This is a genomic window from Streptomyces sp. NPDC043896, assembly GCF_056435605.1.
In genome coordinates this window covers 212,438-230,127 of the sequence record NZ_JBWKEE010000005.1, presented here as the reverse complement: position 1 = coordinate 230,127, position 17,690 = coordinate 212,438, and the positions used below count along the sequence as shown (strand labels likewise).

Annotated in this window: 15 protein-coding genes; 7 read left to right on the top strand and 8 right to left on the bottom strand. The window is 69.6% G+C overall.

The window, feature by feature from the left end; genetic code table 11:
• Window positions 1-5: 5 nt before the first annotated feature.
• Window positions 6-2,273, bottom strand: coding sequence for a DUF6049 family protein (locus AC069X_RS09375; RefSeq protein WP_478726736.1), 2,268 nt, complete (start codon window positions 2,271-2,273; stop codon window positions 6-8).
• A 185-nt stretch (window positions 2,274-2,458) separates the two neighbouring features.
• Between AC069X_RS09375 and AC069X_RS09370 the strand changes: the two genes are divergently transcribed.
• Window positions 2,459-3,910: a CCA tRNA nucleotidyltransferase gene (locus AC069X_RS09370; protein WP_478726734.1), complete on the top strand. Its 1,452-nt coding sequence runs from the start codon at window positions 2,459-2,461 to the stop codon at window positions 3,908-3,910.
• Between the two features lie 92 nt (window positions 3,911-4,002).
• Here AC069X_RS09370 and AC069X_RS09365 read toward each other — a convergent pair whose 3' ends face one another.
• The 3 genes from AC069X_RS09365 to AC069X_RS09355 all read right to left on the bottom strand — a co-directional run bounded on the left by AC069X_RS09365 (window position 4,003) and on the right by AC069X_RS09355 (window position 7,149).
• Entirely contained in the window at window positions 4,003-5,310 is a 1,308-nt protein-coding gene (locus AC069X_RS09365; RefSeq protein WP_478726732.1) for an MFS transporter, read from the bottom strand.
• 103 nt (window positions 5,311-5,413) lie between these two features.
• A complete protein-coding gene (locus tag AC069X_RS09360) occupies window positions 5,414-6,496 on the bottom strand; it encodes an inositol-3-phosphate synthase (RefSeq protein WP_478726730.1) in 1,083 nt (360 codons plus the stop codon).
• A gap of 50 nt (window positions 6,497-6,546) precedes the next feature.
• Window positions 6,547-7,149 (bottom strand): PadR family transcriptional regulator, encoded by a 603-nt coding sequence (locus AC069X_RS09355; protein ID WP_007265248.1) that lies wholly within the window; start codon window positions 7,147-7,149, stop codon window positions 6,547-6,549.
• Window positions 7,150-7,422: 273 nt separating this feature from the next.
• Between AC069X_RS09355 and AC069X_RS09350 the strand changes: the two genes are divergently transcribed.
• Together AC069X_RS09350 and AC069X_RS09345 are read left to right on the top strand one after the other, a co-directional pair.
• Complete coding sequence (locus AC069X_RS09350; protein WP_478726728.1) at window positions 7,423-10,008, top strand: transglycosylase domain-containing protein; 2,586 nt, start codon at window positions 7,423-7,425, stop codon at window positions 10,006-10,008.
• 86 nt (window positions 10,009-10,094) lie between these two features.
• Window positions 10,095-11,579 (top strand): glycosyltransferase family 87 protein, encoded by a 1,485-nt coding sequence (locus AC069X_RS09345; RefSeq protein ID WP_478726726.1) that lies wholly within the window; start codon window positions 10,095-10,097, stop codon window positions 11,577-11,579.
• 28 nt (window positions 11,580-11,607) lie between these two features.
• Here AC069X_RS09345 and AC069X_RS09340 read toward each other — a convergent pair whose 3' ends face one another.
• From AC069X_RS09340 to AC069X_RS09330, 3 genes are all read right to left on the bottom strand, one after another.
• A complete protein-coding gene (locus AC069X_RS09340) occupies window positions 11,608-12,639 on the bottom strand; it encodes an alanine racemase (protein WP_478726724.1) in 1,032 nt (343 codons plus the stop codon).
• Window positions 12,640-12,673: 34 nt separating this feature from the next.
• Window positions 12,674-13,792 carry a lipid II:glycine glycyltransferase FemX gene (locus AC069X_RS09335; RefSeq protein ID WP_478726722.1) on the bottom strand — a complete coding sequence of 373 codons (1,119 nt, stop codon included), beginning with the start codon at window positions 13,790-13,792 and terminating at the stop codon, window positions 12,674-12,676.
• A 131-nt stretch (window positions 13,793-13,923) separates the two neighbouring features.
• Window positions 13,924-14,247 carry a hypothetical protein gene (locus AC069X_RS09330; RefSeq protein WP_478726720.1) on the bottom strand — a complete coding sequence of 108 codons (324 nt, stop codon included), beginning with the start codon at window positions 14,245-14,247 and terminating at the stop codon, window positions 13,924-13,926.
• 251 nt (window positions 14,248-14,498) lie between these two features.
• On the opposite strand from AC069X_RS09330, the gene rpsF reads away from it, so the two are divergent.
• From rpsF to rplI, 4 genes are all read left to right on the top strand, one after another.
• The gene (gene rpsF / locus AC069X_RS09325; protein ID WP_004950685.1) at window positions 14,499-14,789 is read left to right on the top strand and encodes a 30S ribosomal protein S6; all 291 of its coding nucleotides are present in this window, start codon (window positions 14,499-14,501) and stop codon (window positions 14,787-14,789) included.
• Window positions 14,790-14,860: 71 nt separating this feature from the next.
• Window positions 14,861-15,448, top strand: coding sequence for a single-stranded DNA-binding protein (locus tag AC069X_RS09320; protein ID WP_478726718.1), 588 nt, complete (start codon window positions 14,861-14,863; stop codon window positions 15,446-15,448).
• Between the two features lie 42 nt (window positions 15,449-15,490).
• The gene (gene rpsR, locus AC069X_RS09315) at window positions 15,491-15,727 is read left to right on the top strand and encodes a 30S ribosomal protein S18 (RefSeq protein WP_005315025.1); all 237 of its coding nucleotides are present in this window, start codon (window positions 15,491-15,493) and stop codon (window positions 15,725-15,727) included.
• A gap of 18 nt (window positions 15,728-15,745) precedes the next feature.
• On the top strand, window positions 15,746-16,192 hold the full coding sequence (rplI, locus tag AC069X_RS09310) for a 50S ribosomal protein L9 (RefSeq protein WP_478726716.1): 447 nt from the start codon (window positions 15,746-15,748) through the stop codon (window positions 16,190-16,192).
• Window positions 16,193-16,324: 132 nt separating this feature from the next.
• Here the strand turns inward: rplI and AC069X_RS09305 are convergent, their stop codons facing one another.
• Window positions 16,325-17,662 carry an MATE family efflux transporter gene (locus AC069X_RS09305; RefSeq protein WP_478726714.1) on the bottom strand — a complete coding sequence of 446 codons (1,338 nt, stop codon included), beginning with the start codon at window positions 17,660-17,662 and terminating at the stop codon, window positions 16,325-16,327.
• Window positions 17,663-17,690 lie beyond the last annotated feature (28 nt).

Genomic DNA, 17,690 nt, shown 5'->3' with positions numbered 1-17,690 from the left:
ATCGCTCAACGGTCCACTGTCTCACCCGTGCCGGACCCCTCGGTGCTTTGCGGTCCGGTGTCCGTGGACTCGTCACTCGGCTGCGTGCTCTCCTCGGCGGCCGCCCGCGCGGCGACGCGCTTGCGGCTGGCGTACATCTTGATGCCCGCCAGGACGAGGAGGAGCACACCGCCGGCGATGACGAGCATGACGGTGGGGGTGATCTCGGTGGCCTCGACCGTGAACTTGCGTTCCTTGCCGTACGGCACGCCGTCCTTCGTGTACAGGCGCGCGGTGACCTCGACCGGACCACTCGCGGTGGCGTTGGCGGTGAACTTTACCGTCTGGCTGTGGCCGCCCTGAACGGTGACTTCCTCTTCCGCCTGGCCGCCGTCGCGGAACATCAGACGGGTGGGATTGGCGGACTTCACCCGCAGCACCAGGTTGTGGACGTCCTGGACGAGGCTGTTCTGCACGCTGACCGGGATGGTCGCGCTGTGGCCGGACAGGGTCGCGTCGGACTTGGGGACGACCTTGACCTTGTCGGTCAGCCCGACCAGGTAGGCCTGGACCTGGTCGCGGTAGGCGGCGGCCTCCTCGGGGCGGCCGCGCCAGGAGGTGGACATCTCCCGGTTCATGGTGTTCCCGAAGGGGATCTCGACGCGGTCCGGTGCCGACAGGATGACCTTGAAGTGGTCGAGCGTGTTCTGCGTGGTGCGGATCTTCTCGAAGGCGGAGACCGGCAGCTCCTGCTTGCTCAGGGCTTCCGGGTACTGGCCCGCGCCCGGCACCTGGGTGGCGGCGCCGGGGTCGGGCTTCGCGGCGGCGGCCGCCTCCAGGTCGGAGGGCTGGGTCCAGCGGGCCGCCTGGAGGCCGCGCAGGGCGGTGGCCATCGACTCCGCCTGGCTGGCGGTGGGCCGGCGCTGGGGGGTGACCACGTAGCTGCGCGGCTCGTCGCTGTTCTGCAGGTTCAGGGCGAGGCTGTGGGCCAGGAACTGCTGCACGGCGAGCGTGGAGTTCCCGGCGGTGGCCATGTCGCCCTCGAAGGCGGTGGAGAGGTCGGCGTCGGCGACGACGGCCGTGGTGCCCGCGCCGATCGGGCGGGCTGCCGTCGGGGTGTAGCCGAGGGCCCCGGTCTCCTGGAGGCTGTCGCTGCGGGTCAGGACGTTGTGCGCGCCGGCCGAGGTGGCGACGTTGACGATCGAGGGGTCGATGGCGCCGTCCACGGGCCAGGAGAAGTCGGTGGACGGGGTGACGTGCAGCACCGTCTCGACGGCCTGCTTCGCCTTGTCGGTAGCGGGCCGCAGCTGGCCCAGGGTGCCCGAGACGTCCTTGCCGTGGTGCGCGAGGGAGGCGATGTCGGGGTCGGCGAAGGGCAGCGCGACGACCTTCTTGCCCTGTACGGCGGTCTCCAGGGCGCTGAGCCACTGCTCGGCGACGGCCTTGTTCCTGCCCTGTACGGGCTTGCCGTCAGGGTCTGCGCTGCGGACCCGGTAGCCCTTGGTCATGGCGTCGACCGTGGTGAGCAGGTCGGGGTCGATGACCCAGGTGACCGGCAGGTCCTTGCCGAGCGAGACCATCCGCTCCAGCCGCCCGCCGGGCTTCAGCTCGTCCGCCAGGGAGTCGTCGAGGAAGACGGGGGTCTGGAGCTCGTCCGAGCCGGTCTCCGCCGTGACGTGCGTGGTGGAGATCAGCGGCCAGACGTACGTGAGGGAGGAGCGTTTGGCGGCGGGGTCCGGCTGCCACGGCAGGAAGGTCCGCTGGATGCCCAGGACCTGCTCGTGCGGGCGGCTGTCGGTCGACCCGGACAGGGAGATGCCGAGCTGGTAGACCCCGTCGGCGCCCAGGTCCAGCTTGTTGACCGGCACCTTGATCGTGAACTGCCGGCCGACCTTGGAGGTCAGCGAGTCGAGCTTGACGGCGAAGGCCGAGTCGATCTCCCCCGGGTCCACACCGGGCCGGAAGCCCTTGCGGTCCGCCACCTCCCCGATCGACGACCGGTCTCCCAGCCTGGGCCCGACCCGCAGGCCCACGTGGGCGTTCTTGATCGTCTCCGGGCCGTTGTTGACCACGGTCCCGGAGATCGTGAGCGTGTCGCTCTTGACCGGAGCGCTCGGTGACACCTCGATCAGCTGGACGTCGACCTGGGACTCGGCCGCCTGGGCGGCCGGGGCGGGAGCGTAGACCAGGGCGGCCAGCACCGGCGTCCCGCTGAGCAGGACGACTGCCCGCCGCAGCCAGCGGCGCCGGGCAGGGACGGGGGCCGTCCCCTGGATGTCTGCCGCCTCGGCCACGCGTTCGCCCGTCCCTCGAAGTGTCAGTGGTCGTCGGTTCTGCGTCCACGCATGGTAACGAGGAGCGCTGTGTGCGAGTGCCGCGCCTTGCTCCACATGATCGGTTCCGCTTCGAGGCGGCCGGCGCCGGGGTGCCGGTGAAACGGGGGAGCCCGCGGCGGGCGGGCCACGTACCCTTTTCTGTTGTGCCGAACGCCAATGAAGACAACCCCAGTGCCCTGAGTCAGGTGCAGCGCCGCGCGGTCAGTGAACTGCTGCGGGTCGCTCCTGTCGCCGACGAGCTCGGCCGCCGGTTCCAGGAGGCGGGCTTCCGCCTCGCCCTGGTCGGCGGGTCCGTCCGCGACGCGCTGCTGGGGCGTCTCGGCAACGACCTCGACTTCACGACCGATGCGCGTCCCCAGGACGTCCTGAAGATCATGCGCCCCTGGGCCGACTCGCTCTGGGACGTCGGCATCGCCTTCGGCACCGTCGGGGCGCAGCGCGACGGGTTCCAGATCGAGGTGACCACGTACCGCTCCGAGGCGTACGACCGCACCTCGCGCAAGCCCGAGGTCTCCTACGGCGACTCGATCGAGGAAGACCTGGTACGCCGGGACTTCACCGTGAACGCCATGGCCCTCGCCCTCCCCGAGCAGCAGTTCGTCGACCCGCACGGCGGTCTGGAGGACCTGGCCGCCGGCGTGCTGCGGACGCCCGGCACGCCCGAGGACTCCTTCTCGGACGACCCGCTGCGCATGCTGCGCGCCGCCCGGTTCGCCGCCCAGCTGGACTTCGAGGTCGCCCCCGAGGTCGTGTCGGCGATGAAGGCGATGTCCGACCGGATCGAGATCGTCTCGGCCGAGCGCGTGCAGGGCGAGCTGAACAAGCTGCTGCTGTCCGAGCACCCCCGCAAGGGCCTGGGGCTGCTCGTGGACACCGGTCTCGCCGACCAGGTGCTGCCGGAGCTGCCGGCCCTGAGGCTGGAGCGTGACGAGCACCACCGCCACAAGGACGTCTACGACCACTCCCTGATCGTCCTGGAGCAGGCGATCGACCTGGAGGAGGACGGCCCGGACCTGGTGCTGCGGCTGGCCGCCCTGCTTCACGACATCGGCAAGCCTCGCACCCGCCGGTTCGAGAGCGACGGCCGCGTCTCCTTCCACCACCACGAGGTGGTCGGCGCGAAGATGACCAAGAAGCGCATGACGGCGCTGAAGTACTCCAACGACATGGTCAAGGACGTGTCCCGGCTGGTGGAGCTGCACCTGCGCTTCCACGGGTACGGCGACGGGGAGTGGACCGATTCCGCTGTGCGGCGCTACGTCCGCGACGCGGGCCCGCTGCTGGACCGGCTGCACAAGCTGACCCGGTCGGACTGCACCACGCGCAACAAGCGCAAGGCCACCGCGCTCTCCCGGACCTATGACGGCCTGGAGGAGAGGATCGCCCAGCTCCAGCAGCAGGAGGAGCTGGACGCGATCCGCCCCGACCTGAACGGGAACGAGATCCAGCAGATCCTGGAGGTCGGCCCGGGCCCGGTGGTGGGCAAGGCGTACGCCTTCCTGCTGGAGCTGCGGCTGGAGAACGGCCCGATGGACCGCGACGCGGCGGTCGCGGCCCTCAAGGAGTGGTGGGCGGGCCAGGCTCCGCAGTCCTGACGCGTGGTCCACGGCGTCGATGTTTCACGTGAAACATCGACGCCTGACCGGGCCGGTGCCTCACCGGGCCGGTGCCTCACCGGGCCGGTGCCTCACCGGGTCGGCGCTTCCCCGGGGGTGTCCCGCAGCGGGGGCCGGGGGAGGGCGTCGCCCCGCCGCAGGAAGACGGCGGTGGCCGCGTAGAGCAGGGCCACGCTGATGAGCAGGACGACGGACCGGCCGTCGGCGGGGAGCATCAGGGACGCCACCGCGGCCGCTCCGACGAAGGCGATGTTGAAGAGCACGTCGTAGACGGAGAAGACCCGGCCCCGGTAATCGTCGTCCACCCGGGACTGCAGGACCGTGTCGGTGGAGATCTTGGCGCCCTGGGTGGCGAGGCCGAGGACGAAGGCGGCGACGAGCATGGGCCCGGGCGCGAAGAAGAGCCCGAGCGCGGGCACGAGCACGGCCGAGGCCGCCGAGCAGGCGACGATCCAGCCCAGCGGTCCGAGCCGGTTCACCAGCCACGGGGTGACGACGGCGGCGGCGAAGAACCCGGCACCGGACACCCCGACGGCGATCCCCAGCAGCGCCAGTCCGTCGGACTCGTTGTCCGACCAGGAGTAGCGGCACAGCATCAGCAGCATCACGGTCAGGGCGCCGTAGCAGAACCGCATCAGGGTCATCGAGGTCAGCGCCCTGGCGGCGTCCCGGCGGCCGCCCAGGTGCCTGAGACCCTCCGCCATGCCCCGAACGGTGAGGGCGACCCCTTGGGCGAGCGAAGGGTGCTCGGGCCCTTCCCGGTGATCGGGCCCGAGGAGTCCGACGGCCAGCCGCAGCGCGACCAGGGCGGCGCAGAGGTAGAGCAGGGCGCCGAGCAGGACGACGAGGGCGTTCGACCCCGAAGCGAGCAGCCGGACGAGGAAGGCCAGCCCTCCGCCGGCGACCGCCGCGAGCGTCCCGGCGGTGGGCGACAGGGCGTTCGCGGTGACCAGCTGCTCGGTGCGGACGACGTGGGGCAGGGACGCGGCGAGCCCGGCCAGGACGAAGCGGTTGACGGCCGTTACGGACAGGGCCGAGGCATAGAAGAGCCAGTCGGGGACGTGGACGACGATCAGCAGGCCGGTCACGCCGGCGAGCAGCGCCCGCAGCAGGTTGCCGTAGAGGAAGACCTGGCGCCGGCGCCAGCGGTCCAGGAGCACCCCGGCGAAGGGCCCGATCGCCGAGTAGGGCAGCAGCAGTACTGCCATGGCGGAGGCGATGGCAGCGGGCGAGGTCTGCTTCTCGGGGGAGAAGACCACGTAGGTGGCGAGCGCGACCTGGTAGACGCCGTCGGCGGCCTGGGAGAGCAGCCGTACGGCGAGCAGGTTGCGGAAGTCCCTCAGGCGCAGGAGTACGCGCAGATCACCTACGACGGGCATGAGGGCAAGGGTCACACACACCGAGGGTCCCCGGACACATTGTCCGGGGACCCTCGGTGGAAGAACGGTCGAAGACCAGGTGTCCGGAGGACCCTTGGGGCGACTAGCGCTCGACCTCGCCCTTGATGAACTTCTCGACGTTCGCGTAGGCCTCGTCGTCGAAGTACTGGACCGGCGGGGACTTCATGAAGTAGCTGGAGGCCGAGAGGATCGGGCCACCGATGCCCCGGTCCTTGGCGATCTTCGCGGCGCGCAGGGCGTCGATGATGACACCGGCGGAGTTCGGGGAGTCCCACACCTCGAGCTTGTACTCGAGGTTCAGCGGGACGTCGCCGAAGGCGCGGCCTTCGAGGCGGACGTACGCCCACTTGCGGTCGTCGAGCCACGCGACGTAGTCGGACGGGCCGATGTGGACGTTCTTCTCGCCGAGCTCACGGTCGGGGATCTGCGAGGTGACGGCCTGCGTCTTGGAGATCTTCTTCGACTCGAGGCGGTCGCGCTCGAGCATGTTCTTGAAGTCCATGTTGCCGCCGACGTTGAGCTGCATGGTGCGCTCGAGACGGACGCCGCGGTCCTCGAACAGCTTCGCCATCACGCGGTGCGTGATGGTGGCGCCGACCTGGGACTTGATGTCGTCACCGACGATCGGGACACCGGCCTCGGTGAACTTGTCGGCCCACTCCTTGGTGCCGGCGATGAAGACCGGGAGGGCGTTGACGAACGCGACCTTGGCGTCGATGGCGCACTGGGCGTAGAACTTCGCGGCCTCTTCGGATCCGACCGGGAGGTAGCAGACCAGGACGTCGACCTGACGGTCCTTGAGGATCTGGACCACGTCGACCGGGGCCTCGGCGGACTCCTCGATCGTCTGGCGGTAGTACTTGCCCAGGCCGTCCAGGGTGTGGCCGCGCTGGACGGTCACGCCCGAGGCCGGGACGTCGCAGATCTTGATGGTGTTGTTCTCGCTGGCGCCGATGGCGTCCGAGAGGTCGAGGCCGACCTTCTTCGCGTCGACGTCGAAAGCGGCGACGAACTCGACGTCACCCACGTGGTAGTCGCCGAACTGGACGTGCATCAGCCCGGGGACCTTGGACGCCGGGTCGGCGTCCTTGTAGTACTCGACGCCCTGCACCAGCGAGGCGGCGCAGTTGCCCACGCCGACGATGGCTACGCGAACCGAACCCATTCCGGTTGCTCCCTGTTTGTTCTCGGAACGAGGCCTGCGAGTTACAGGCCTCACTTTGCAGTTTCGTCGGGCGGTCCGGGTCGTCTCCGATCCCGTCCCGCCCGCTCGCTCTCGATGAGCTCGTTGAGCCAGCGCACTTCACGCTCGACGGATTCCATTCCGTGCCGCTGCAACTCGAGCGTGTAGTCGTCCAGGCGCTCCCGTGTACGGGCGAGCGAGGCGCGCATCTTCTCCAGGCGCTCCTCCAGCCGGCTCCGGCGGCCCTCCAGCACCCGCATCCGCACGTCCCGTTCGGTCTGGCCGAAGAAGGCGAAGCGGGCGGCGAAGGACTCGTCCTCCCAGGTGTCGGGACCGGTGTGGGAGAGGAGCTCTTCGAAGTGCTCCTTACCTGCTGCCGTCAACCGGTAGACGATCTTGGCGCGGCGCCCTGCGAGTGAAGCGGCGAGAGCGTCCTCCGGGGCGTTCCCCGGTTCTTCGATCAACCAGCCGTTTGCGACCAGAGTCTTGAGGCAGGGGTAGAGAGTCCCGTAGCTGAACGCCCTGAACACCCCCAGTGACGTGTTGAGCCGCTTGCGCAGCTCGTAACCGTGCATGGGGGATTCGCGAAGCAGGCCGAGGACGGCGAATTCGAGGATGCCGGAGCGTCTGCTCATCCGCCTGCCCCCTCTCTGCCTCGGAGTTTATGTCGAGCTGATGTATCGGCCCGATACATCCAGACGATAGAACGGGCCGCTTCCGGCGACAAGCGGTGACGTGGTGACCGGCGTCACATCACTGATTCGTACGACGCAAGTTGCCTGATTTGGGGTGAACTTCGGCAGTGGTTGGGTTTTGGCCGTGCGTAGGCTGTGCGGCAGGACCACCGGGGGGAACCGGAATCACCTGCCGCTTCCAGGCCACTCGCCTGCCCGAGGAGTAGTCGTTCGATGAGCGAGCACCGCCGTAAACCGCCGCAGCCCCAGGGCGGCGGCCGCGCCGCGTCCCGCAGGGCCGCACCCCAGCGCCCCGGCCGGGGCGCCGGACCCGGTCGTGACGTTCCCGCCGCACCGCCCGGCGGCCCGTACGTGGAGCACGGCGCCCCGAGCGGCCGCGCCGATGCCCGCAGGGCCGCCCAGCGGAGCGCCGCGGGCCGAGGACGCCCAGGTGGGAGGGGGGGCCGGGGCGAGCAGGGACGCAGCCGGTTCATCGACTACCCGCGTGCGGACAAGGCCGGCTGGAAGCGCTTCGTACCGTCCTGGAAGCTGGTCGGCGGCACCTTCCTGGGCTTCTTCGCGGTGATCTTCGCCGGCGCGGGCATCGGTATCGCCAGCGTCGGCACCCCGGACGTGAACAAGGCCGCCAAGGCGCAGAACAACGTCTTCCAGTGGGCCGACGGCACGCAGATGGTCGCCACCGGCGGTACCACGAACCGCCAGATCGTCCCGATCGACCAGATTCCCCTGTCCATGCGGAATGCGGTGATCGCGGCGGAGAACGAATCGTTCGAGACGGACAAAGGCGTCGATCCGATGGGTATCGCGCGGGCCGTCGTGAACATGGCCACGGGCGGTTCCACCCAGGGCGGCTCGACCATCACCCAGCAGTACGTCAAGAACACCTATCTCGATTCCGAGCAGACCCTCAAGCGCAAGGTCACCGAGCTCTTCATCGCGATCAAACTGGGTGTCGGCGAGGAGAAGGACGTCGTCCTCGCCGGCTACCTGAACACCGCCTACTACGGCCGGGACGCCTACGGCATCCAGGCCGCCGCCCGCGCCTACTTCGGCAAGGACGCCAAGGAGCTCAACCCGTCCGAGAGCGCCTTCCTCGCCGCCATGCTCAAGGGCCCCAACCTCTACAACCCGGACGGCGGCATCGGCGCCGCCGCCACCCCGGAGGCCAACGAGAAGCGCGCCAGGCTCCGCTGGGCGTGGGTGCTCGACCGCGAGGTCGCGGTGGGGCGCATGACGCAGGCCGAGCGGGACAAGTACAGGGAGTTCCCCGCCCGGGTGGACTCCGAGCAGGCCCGCGGTATGTCCGGCCAGACCGGCTACCTCGTCGAGGTGGCCAAGCAGTACGTCATGAAGACCACCGGCATCACCGCCGAGAAGATGGCGCTCGGCGGCTACACGATCACCACCACCTTCGAGAAGCCCCGGGTGGACGCCCTGGTCAAGGCGGTGGAGGACACCCGCAACGACTTCCTCGACGAGAAGAAGCGGCCCCAGTACGACACCCACGTGCAGTTCGGCGCCGCCTCCGTGGACGTGAAGACCGGGGCGATCGTGGCTCTATACGGCGGCCCGGGCTGGGACCACAAGTACTTCGCCAACAACGCCAACACCTCCGGCGTCCCCGTCGGCTCGACCTGGAAGCCGTACGTCCTCGCGGCCGCCATGCAGTACGGCACCCAGAACTCCAAGGGCTCGGGCATCTCGGTCGACAGCAAGTACAACGCCAACGACCTCACGGTGATCAACAACCGTGAGGGCAAGCCGCTGCTCGCCAACGACGGGACCCCGTTCCGGCAGAAGAACGAGAGCGAGTACCCCTACGGCTACGTGACCCTCAACGAGGCGATGGAGAAGTCCATCAACGTCCCGTTCGCCCAGCTCGTCTTCGACGTCGGCCACAGCAAGGTCCGCGAGGTCGCGAAGGCGACCGGGATCCTGGACGAGTCGATGGACAGGAACAACAACGCCTCCTTCGCCCTCGGCACCTCGACGCCCAGCGCCATCCGCATGGCCGACTCCTACGCCACCTTCGCCGCCTCCGGCACCCACCGCGAGCCCTTCTCGGTGAAGAAGGTCGTCAAGGACGGCAAGTCCGTGCCCGGGTTCGAGCCGCCCAAGGAGTCCCGGGCGATGGACGACTCCATCGCGGACAACGTCACCAAGGTGCTCCGCAACGTCGTCGAGAACGGCACCGGCACCAAGGCGAAGAAGCTGGGCCGCCCCGCGGCCGGCAAGACGGGCACCACCGACCAGAACAAGTCGGCCTGGTTCGTCGGCTACACCCCGGAGCTGTCCACCTCGGTCGCCCTCTTCCGCAACGACCCGACCTCCAAGAACAAGGAGCTCATGTCGATGAACCACGTGGGCGGGGTCGACTCCATCCACGGTGGTGACATTCCGGCGGTCATCTGGACCGAGTACATGCGCGAGGCGCTCAAGGGCGTGCCGGTGAAGGACTTCCCCGAGGCCGACGACATCGGCGTCATCGCGGACGCCGCCGGCGCCCCGCAGCCCACCCCGTCGGCCGTGCCCTCGCCCAGCACCTCGGTGTCGCCCTCGCCCAGCACCTCGCCCTCGGTGTCCCCGTCGCCGTCCGGCAACGGCAAGCCGACCTGCAAGCCCAGGCCCTGGAACCTGAACTGCGACCCGACGGTCACCGGCGGTACGAACAGCGGACCCGGCGGCGACAGCGGCTCCCTGGACGGCGGCACCACCACGATGCCCTCCCCGACCACCGCTCGCCCCGGCCGCCCGGGCGGATCGACCAACTGGGGCAGCATCATGGGCGCCTCGGGCTGATCCCGTCCCCGCCGTACCCGGAGGGCCGTCGCACACCGTGCGGCGGCCCTCCCCCGTGTACGCCCCGGTACGGCAGGATGGGCGCCATGACCAAGGTGCACGAGGACCGGCCCGTACCACCCACCCGGCAGGACGAGGTCGCGGCAGCCGGCAGCGAGCTCATGGGCGGACCGGTCGGCCGTCACGCCCGGCTCGGCGGCCACTGGCTGAGCCCGGTCCGCGTCGTGGTCCTCGTGGCCCTCGGCATGTTCGCGCTGGGCATGGTGCAGAAACTGCCCTGCTACGACTGGGCCTGGTTCCGGGGGGCGGGCTCGCAGTACACGCACGCCTGCTACTCCGACATCCCGCACCTGTACTCCGCCCGCGGCTTCGCCGAAGGCCTCGTGCCCTACCTGGACAAGTTCCCCGACGCCGTCACCGACCCGAAGTACGGCGGCATGCAGTACCTCGAGTACCCGGTGCTCACCGGTGCCTTCATGCAGGTCGCCTCCTGGATGACGCCCGGCACCGGCTCCATCCAGCACCGCGAGCAGATGTACTGGATGGTCAACGCGGGCATGCTGATGGTCTGCGCCGCGGTGATCGCCGTCTGCGTCGCCCGTACCCACCGCCACCGGCCCTGGGACGCCCTGTTCCTCGCCCTGGCACCGGCCTTCGCGCTCAACGCCACCATCAACTGGGACCTGCCGGCGGTGGCCCTCACCGCGGTCGCGATGCTGATGTGGTCGCGCAGCCGGCCGCTGCTCGCCGGTGTCTTCATCGGCCTGGCGACGGCGGCCAAGCTCTATCCCGTCCTGCTGCTCGGGGGGCTGTTCGTGCTCTGCTGGCGGGCCGGGAAATGGCGGGCGTTCGGTGCCGCCGTCCTCGGCGCCGCCGGCTCCTGGCTCCTGGTCAACGCCCCGGTCATGTACGTCGCCTGGGACGGCTGGAAGCGCTTCTACGAGTTCAGCCAGGAACGGCCCATCGACTTCGGCTCCGTCTGGCTGCTGATCTCCCAGCGCACCGGCAACCCCCTCGAAGGGGCCAACACGTATGCGACCGGGCTGACCCTCCTGATGTGCCTCGCCATCGGGCTGCTCGCCCTCACGGCCCCCAGGCGCCCGCGCTTCGCCCAGCTGGCCTTCCTGGTCGTCGCCGCGTTCATCCTGGCCAACAAGGTGTACTCGCCGCAGTACGTGCTGTGGCTCATCCCCCTCGCCGCGCTGGCCCGGCCCCGCTGGCGGGACTTCCTGATCTGGCAGGCGGGAGAGGTCGCGTACTACCTCGGGATCTGGTTTTACCTCGCCTACACGAGCAGCGGCGACAAGCACCAGGGCCTGCCCGTGGAGGGCTACCAGCTCGCGATCGCCGCCCACCTGCTGGCCACGCTGTACCTGTGCGCGGTCGTCGTACGGGACGTCCTGATGCCCGAGCGCGACGTCGTACGCCGCGACGGGTCGGACGATCCCTCCGGCGGTGTGCTGGACGGTGCCGAGGACGTGTTCACGCTGTCGGAAAGGGCGAAGGCGCCGCGGTACGCGGCGCCTTCGGAGGGACAGCGGGTCGCCTGGGGCGTGAACCCCGGGGACTGACCGGGCCGGCGGGCCCGGCCGGGCCGGATCAGGCGTCGAGCACCCGGTCGAACTGCGTCGTGGTGTGGCGCAGGTGGGCGACCAGTTCGTCGCCGACCTTCGGCTCGGTCGCGTCCGAGGGCACGAACAGGATCGACACCTGCATGTGCGGCGGCTCCGCGAACCAGCGCTGCTTGCCGGCCCAGACGAAGGGCGACAGGTTCCGGTTGACGGTGGCCAGGCCGGCCCGGGCGACGCCCTTGGCGCGCGGCATCACCCCGTGCAGGGCCTTCGGGGCCTCCAGGCCCACACCGTGCGAAGTGCCGCCCGCGACCACGACCAGCCAGCCGTCGGACGCCGCCTTCTGCTGGCGGTAGCCGAAGCGGTCGCCCTTGGCGACGCGCGTGACGTCCAGGACCGAGCCCCGGTACTGGGTCGCGTCGTGGTCGCCCAGCCACAGCCGGGTGCCGATGCGGGCCCGGAACCGGGTCTGCGGGAACTGCTGCTGGAGCCGCGCGAGCTCCTCGGCCCGCAGGTGGCTGACGAACATGGTGTGCAGCGGCAGCCGGGCCGCGCGCAGCCGGTCCATCCAGCCGATGACCTCCTCGACGGCGTCCGAGCCGTCGGGGCGGTCCAGCGGCAGGTGCAGGGCGAAGCCCTCCAGCCGGACGTCCTCGATCGCCGACTGGAGCAGGCCGAGGTCCTGCTCGGAGATGCCGTGGCGGCGCATCGAGCTCATGCACTCGATGACCACACGGGCCCCGACCAGGCCGCGGACCCCGTCCACGGAGGACACCGAACGGATCACCCGGTCGGGCAGCGGAACCGGGTCCTCACCCCGCCGGAAGGGAGTGAGGACGAGCAGGTCGCCACCGAAGTGGTCCTTGATGCTCGCGGCCTCGTACGTCGTCCCGACGGCCAGGATGTCGGCGCCCATCCGGGTCGCCTCCTCGCACAGCCGCTCGTGGCCGAAGCCGTAGCCGTTGCCCTTGCAGACCGGGATCAGACCGGGGAACTGATCCGTGATCTGCTTCTGGTGCGCACGCCAGCGCGCGGTGTCGACGTAGAGCGTGAGCGCCATGCCGGTCCGGAACCTCTCTCGAAAAACAGCTGGGTCAGCGGCGCGACATGTAGATGTCGAGCGCCTTGTGCAGCACCTTGTTGAGCGGGAAGTCCCACTCGCCGACGTACTCGACGGCCTCGCCGCCCGTACCGACCTTGAACTGGATCAGGCCGAACAGGTGGTCGTTCTCGTCCAGCGTGTCAGAGATGCCGCGCAGGTCGTAGACGCTGGCGCCGAGCGCGTACGAATCGCGCAGCATGCGCCACTGCATCGCGTTCGACGGACGGACCTCGCGCTTGTGGTTCGCGGAGGCGCCGTACGAGTACCAGACGTGCTGGCCGACCGTGATCATCGTCGCGGCGGCCAGCGGCTCGCCCTCGTGCGCGGCGATGTACAGGCGCATGCGGTTGGGGTCCTCGGAGTTGAGGGCCGTCCACTGGCGCTGGAAGTAGCTGAGCGGGCGCGGGCGGAACTTGTCGCGCTCGGCCGTGATCTCGTACAGGTACTGCCAGGTCGGCAGGTCGTCGTAGCCGCCCTGGAAGACCTCGACGCCGGCCTTCTCGGCCTTCTTGATGTTGCGGCGCCACAGCTGGTTGAAGCCCTTGAGGACGTCGTCCAGCGAGCGGTTGGCCAGGGGGACCTGGAACACGTAGCGGGGCTGGACGTCGCCGAAGCCGGCGCCGCCGTCCTCGCCCTGCTGCCAGCCCATGCGGCGCAGCTTGTCGGAGACCTCGAAGGCGCGGGGCTCGATGTGCGTGGCCTCGACGTCGCGCAGGCGCTTGACCTCGGGATCCTGGATGCCGGCCTTGATCGCGGCCGAGTTCCAGCGGCGGATGACGACGGGCGGGCCCATCTTCACGGTGAAGGCGCCCTGCTGCTTGAGGTGGGCCAGCATCGGCTGGAGCCACTCGTCCAGGTTCGGGGCGTACCAGTTGATGACCGGGCCCTCGGGGAGGTACGCGAGGTACCGCTTCACCTTGGGCAGCTGGCGGTACAACACGAGTGCGACGCCGACGAGTTCGCCGTTCTTGTCGAACCAGCCGAGGTTCTCCGACCGCCACTCGTTCTTGACGTCGGCCCATGCCGGGACCTGGCAGTGGCTAGCCGAGGGCAGGCTCTGGAGATACGCCAGATGCTGCTCTCGGCTGATGGTGCTCAGGGACAGGCTCATGCGGGGTGTCTCCTCCGGCGGCTTCGCTGCTATGGCGCGAAGCCTACTGCGACGGGGGCGCCACCCATCTGGGGGACGGGCCGGTGCCCGGGCCGGAGGGAGGCCGGCGCCCCGTCGCGGAGGTCCCCCGGTCAGCCCAGCCAGCCGCCGAAGAGGCCGCCGTGCGCCATTCCGAGCATGAAGCCGAAGGCAGACGCGCCAAGGCCGATGATCAGCGCGAAGCGCTCGCGGGTGGTGGCGGAGATGAACTGCCCGTACAGCCCGGTCCCGATTCCGATCAGCCCGGCCCAGGAGGTGAGCAGGTGCAGATTGTGGAAGAACGCAGTGACGAACGCCACGGCGCCGAGGACCAGGGTGGCCACCATCAGGGCGTCCTGGAGCGGATGGGACTTGCCGTCGGTGGAGAAGAGCGAGATCGGCGGGGGCGAGGTCTGGCGATGCATTGCCTGTGCCATCGGAAGGCACCTCCTGGCTGACGCAGAGCGGTGCGCGGGGCCGCCTCAGGCCTGGGCGGGAGGCATGGCACCGAGCACACCCGATGGATACAGATTGTGGCCTCCTCCTGCCGGATTTCAACCGGAAGGAAGCGAGCAGGTACTCTGTACGGTCTGCGCGGTGTCTGCTCTCGGACGCCGTGCGGCACGCATCACGACCCTCCTGCCACGGAACGACCGTGGCCGCTGAGTCCAAAGGAGGTGGGTTCCACATGCGTCACTACGAAGTGATGGTCATCCTCGACCCCGATCTCGAGGAGCGCGCTGTCTCCCCGCTGATCGAGAACTTCCTCTCCGTCGTCCGTGAGGGCAACGGAAAGGTCGAGAAGGTCGACACCTGGGGCCGTCGTCGTCTCGCTTACGAGATCAAGAAGAAGCCCGAGGGCATCTACTCGGTCATCGACCTGCAGGCCGAGCCTGCGGTCGTCAAGGAGCTCGACCGCCAGATGAACCTGAACGAGTCGGTTCTCCGGACCAAGGTCCTTCGCCCCGAGACCCACTGAACTCCGGTTCAGCGGTAATCGGGATCGAGTAGCACAGCAGCCCAGCAGCAACCCCGCCGAGAGGTTCATCCATGGCAGGCGAGACCGTCATCACGGTCGTCGGCAATCTCGTCGACGACCCCGAGCTGCGCTTCACCCCCTCGGGTGCGGCGGTCGCGAAGTTCCGTGTCGCGTCCACCCCCCGCACCTTCGACCGTCAGACCAATGAGTGGAAGGACGGCGAGAGCCTGTTCCTGACCTGCTCGGTGTGGCGGCAGGCGGCTGAGAACGTCGCCGAGTCCCTTCAGCGGGGCATGCGCGTCATCGTGCAGGGCCGGCTGCGGCAGCGGTCCTACGAGGACCGTGAGGGTGTCAAGCGCACGGTCTACGAGCTGGACGTCGAGGAAGTCGGTCCCAGCCTGAAGAACGCCACGGCCAAGGTCTCCAAGACCACGGGTCGCGGCGGTCAGGGTGGGTACGGCGGCGGCGGTCAGCAGCAGCAGGGTGGCGGCGGCTGGGGCGGAGCCCCCGGCAACGGACCCCAGGGCGGCGGAGGTGCCTCCGAAGACCCGTGGGCGTCCAGCGCGCCGGCCGGCGGCCAGCAGGGCGGCGGCGGGGGCGGCTGGGGCGGAAGCTCCGGCGGCTCCGGCGGTGGCTACTCGGACGAGCCGCCCTTCTAGGGCAGCTCCATCCAAACTTCTTGATCACACAGGAGAGACACAATGGCGAAGCCGCCTGTGCGCAAGCCTAAGAAGAAGGTCTGCGCGTTCTGCAAGGACAAGACCGCGTACGTGGACTACAAGGACACGAACATGCTGCGGAAGTTCATTTCCGACCGCGGCAAGATCCGTGCCCGCCGCGTTACCGGCAACTGCACGCAGCACCAGCGTGACGTCGCCACGGCCGTGAAGAACAGCCGTGAGATGGCGCTGCTGCCCTACACGTCCACCGCGCGATAAGGAAAGGGTGACCGACTAATGAAGATCATCCTGACCCACGAGGTCTCTGGCCTCGGCACCGCCGGCGATGTCGTCGACGTCAAGGACGGTTACGCTCGCAACTACCTGGTCCCGCGTGGTTTCGCGATCCGCTGGACCAAGGGTGGCGAGAAGGACGTGGCGCAGATCCGCCGCGCCCGCAAGATCCACGAGATCGCGACCATCGAGCAGGCCAACGAGGTCAAGGCCCAGCTCGAGGGCGTGAAGGTCCGTCTGGCCACCCGCGCGGGTGACGCCGGTCGCCTCTTCGGTTCCGTCACCCCGGCCGACATCGCTTCCGCGGTCGAGGCGTCCGGTGGCCCGAAGGTCGACAAGCGTCGCGTGGAGCTGGGCTCCCCGATCAAGACCCTCGGTTCGTACCAGGTCTCCGTGCGTCTGCACGCCGAGGTCGTCGCGAACGTGGGCGTCGAGGTCGTCGCCGCCTAAGGGCAGCGCATGAAGGGCCGCACCCTCCGGGGTGCGGCCCTTCGTCGTTCCCGGGGGATGTTTCACGTGAAACAGCGGGGGCGTTTCACGTGAAACATCCCCGGAAGCCGGGGGCGCCCATCATCAGCGGGGTCAGCGGGTGGCTCCCGCGACCAGCCAGCGGCCTGAGCGGGCGCGGAGCTGGAGGGTGACCATCCGGACCAGCATCATCAGCGTCATCGCCCACCAGAGCGTGGTCAGGCCACCGCCGAGGGCCGGGACCAGGAGTGCGGCCGGTGCGAAGACGGCGAGGGTCAGGAGCATCGCCCACGCCAGGTAGCGTCCGTCTCCCGCACCCATGAGCACCCCGTCCAGGACGAAGACCACCCCGCACACGGGCTGGCTCAGCGCCACGACGAGCAGGGCCGGGAGCAGGGCGTCCTCGACGACGGGGTCGCTGGTGAAGAGCGGGATGAAGACGGGGCGGGCCAGGACGACCAGCAGGCCCAGGACGACGCCCGAGACCACGCCCCACATCAGCATCCGCCGGCAGACGGCCTTGGCCCCCTCCGTGTCCCCGGCACCCAGGTAGCGGCCGATGATGGCCTGACCGGCGATGGCGATCGCGTCCAGGGCGAAGGCGAGCAGGCTCCACAGGGACAGCAGGATCTGGTGGGCGGCGATGTCGGCGTCCCCCAGGCGGGCCGCCACGGCGGTCGCGATCATCAGGATGGCGCGCAGGGACAGGGTGCGGACCAGCAGCGGCGCACCGGCCTGGGCGCAGGCACGGATGCCGGCCGCGTCGGGCCTCAGTGAGGCGCCGTGGCGCCGGGCGCCCCGCACGACCACGAAGAGGTACGCGCCGGCCATGGCGCACTGGGCGATGACCGTGCCCCAGGCCGATCCCGCGATGCCGAGGCCGGCGCCGTAGACCAGGGCCACGTTGAGGGCGCCGTTGAGGGCGAAGCCCCCGATGGCCACGTAGAGGGGCGTGCGGGTGTCCTGGAGGCCGCGAATGACGCCGGTGGCGGCCAGGACCACGAGCATGGCCGGGATGCCCAGCGCGGAGATCCGCAGATAGGTTTCCGCGTACGGGGCGACGGTGTCCGAGGCTCCGAAGAGGGAGACCAGCCCGGGCGCGGTGAACACGACCGCCACGAGGACCGCGGTGCCGAGCAGGAGGGCGAGCCAGATGCCGTCCATGCCCTGCCGGATCGCTGCCTGGAGGTCGCCCGCGCCGACGCGGCGGGCCACGGCCGCGGTGGTGGCGTAGGCGAGGAAGACGAAGACGCTCACGGCGGTGGTGAGCAGGGCCGCCGCGACGCCGAGGCCGGCCAGCTGGGGGGTGCCGAGGTGTCCGACGATGGCGCTGTCGGCCAGCACGAAGAGGGGCTCGGCCACGAGGGCGCCGAAGGCGGGCACGGCGAGCGCGAGGATCTCGCGATCGTGCCGTCTCGGGGTCGCCTTCGCGAGGGTGGGGGCCTGTGTCATGTGCCCAATCTAATCTTCCACAGGTAAT

Excerpts from the sequence above, each read along its gene's own strand:
- AC069X_RS09330 (WP_478726720.1), bottom strand. The coding sequence starts at position 14,247 with ATGGCACAGGCAATGCATCGCCAGACCTCGCCCCCGCCGATCTCGCTC.
- rplI (WP_478726716.1), top strand. The coding sequence starts at position 15,746 with ATGAAGATCATCCTGACCCACGAGGTCTCTGGCCTCGGCACCGCCGGC.
- AC069X_RS09355 (WP_007265248.1), bottom strand. The coding sequence starts at position 7,149 with ATGAGCAGACGCTCCGGCATCCTCGAATTCGCCGTCCTCGGCCTGCTT.
- rpsF (WP_004950685.1), top strand. The coding sequence starts at position 14,499 with ATGCGTCACTACGAAGTGATGGTCATCCTCGACCCCGATCTCGAGGAG.
- AC069X_RS09335 (WP_478726722.1), bottom strand. The coding sequence starts at position 13,792 with ATGAGCCTGTCCCTGAGCACCATCAGCCGAGAGCAGCATCTGGCGTAT.
- AC069X_RS09365 (WP_478726732.1), bottom strand. The coding sequence starts at position 5,310 with ATGCCCGTCGTAGGTGATCTGCGCGTACTCCTGCGCCTGAGGGACTTC.
- AC069X_RS09350 (WP_478726728.1), top strand. The coding sequence starts at position 7,423 with ATGAGCGAGCACCGCCGTAAACCGCCGCAGCCCCAGGGCGGCGGCCGC.
- AC069X_RS09305 (WP_478726714.1), bottom strand. The coding sequence starts at position 17,662 with ATGACACAGGCCCCCACCCTCGCGAAGGCGACCCCGAGACGGCACGAT.
- AC069X_RS09345 (WP_478726726.1), top strand. The coding sequence starts at position 10,095 with ATGACCAAGGTGCACGAGGACCGGCCCGTACCACCCACCCGGCAGGAC.
- AC069X_RS09320 (WP_478726718.1), top strand. The coding sequence starts at position 14,861 with ATGGCAGGCGAGACCGTCATCACGGTCGTCGGCAATCTCGTCGACGAC.
- AC069X_RS09340 (WP_478726724.1), bottom strand. The coding sequence starts at position 12,639 with ATGGCGCTCACGCTCTACGTCGACACCGCGCGCTGGCGTGCGCACCAG.
- AC069X_RS09360 (WP_478726730.1), bottom strand. The coding sequence starts at position 6,496 with ATGGGTTCGGTTCGCGTAGCCATCGTCGGCGTGGGCAACTGCGCCGCC.
- rpsR (WP_005315025.1), top strand. The coding sequence starts at position 15,491 with ATGGCGAAGCCGCCTGTGCGCAAGCCTAAGAAGAAGGTCTGCGCGTTC.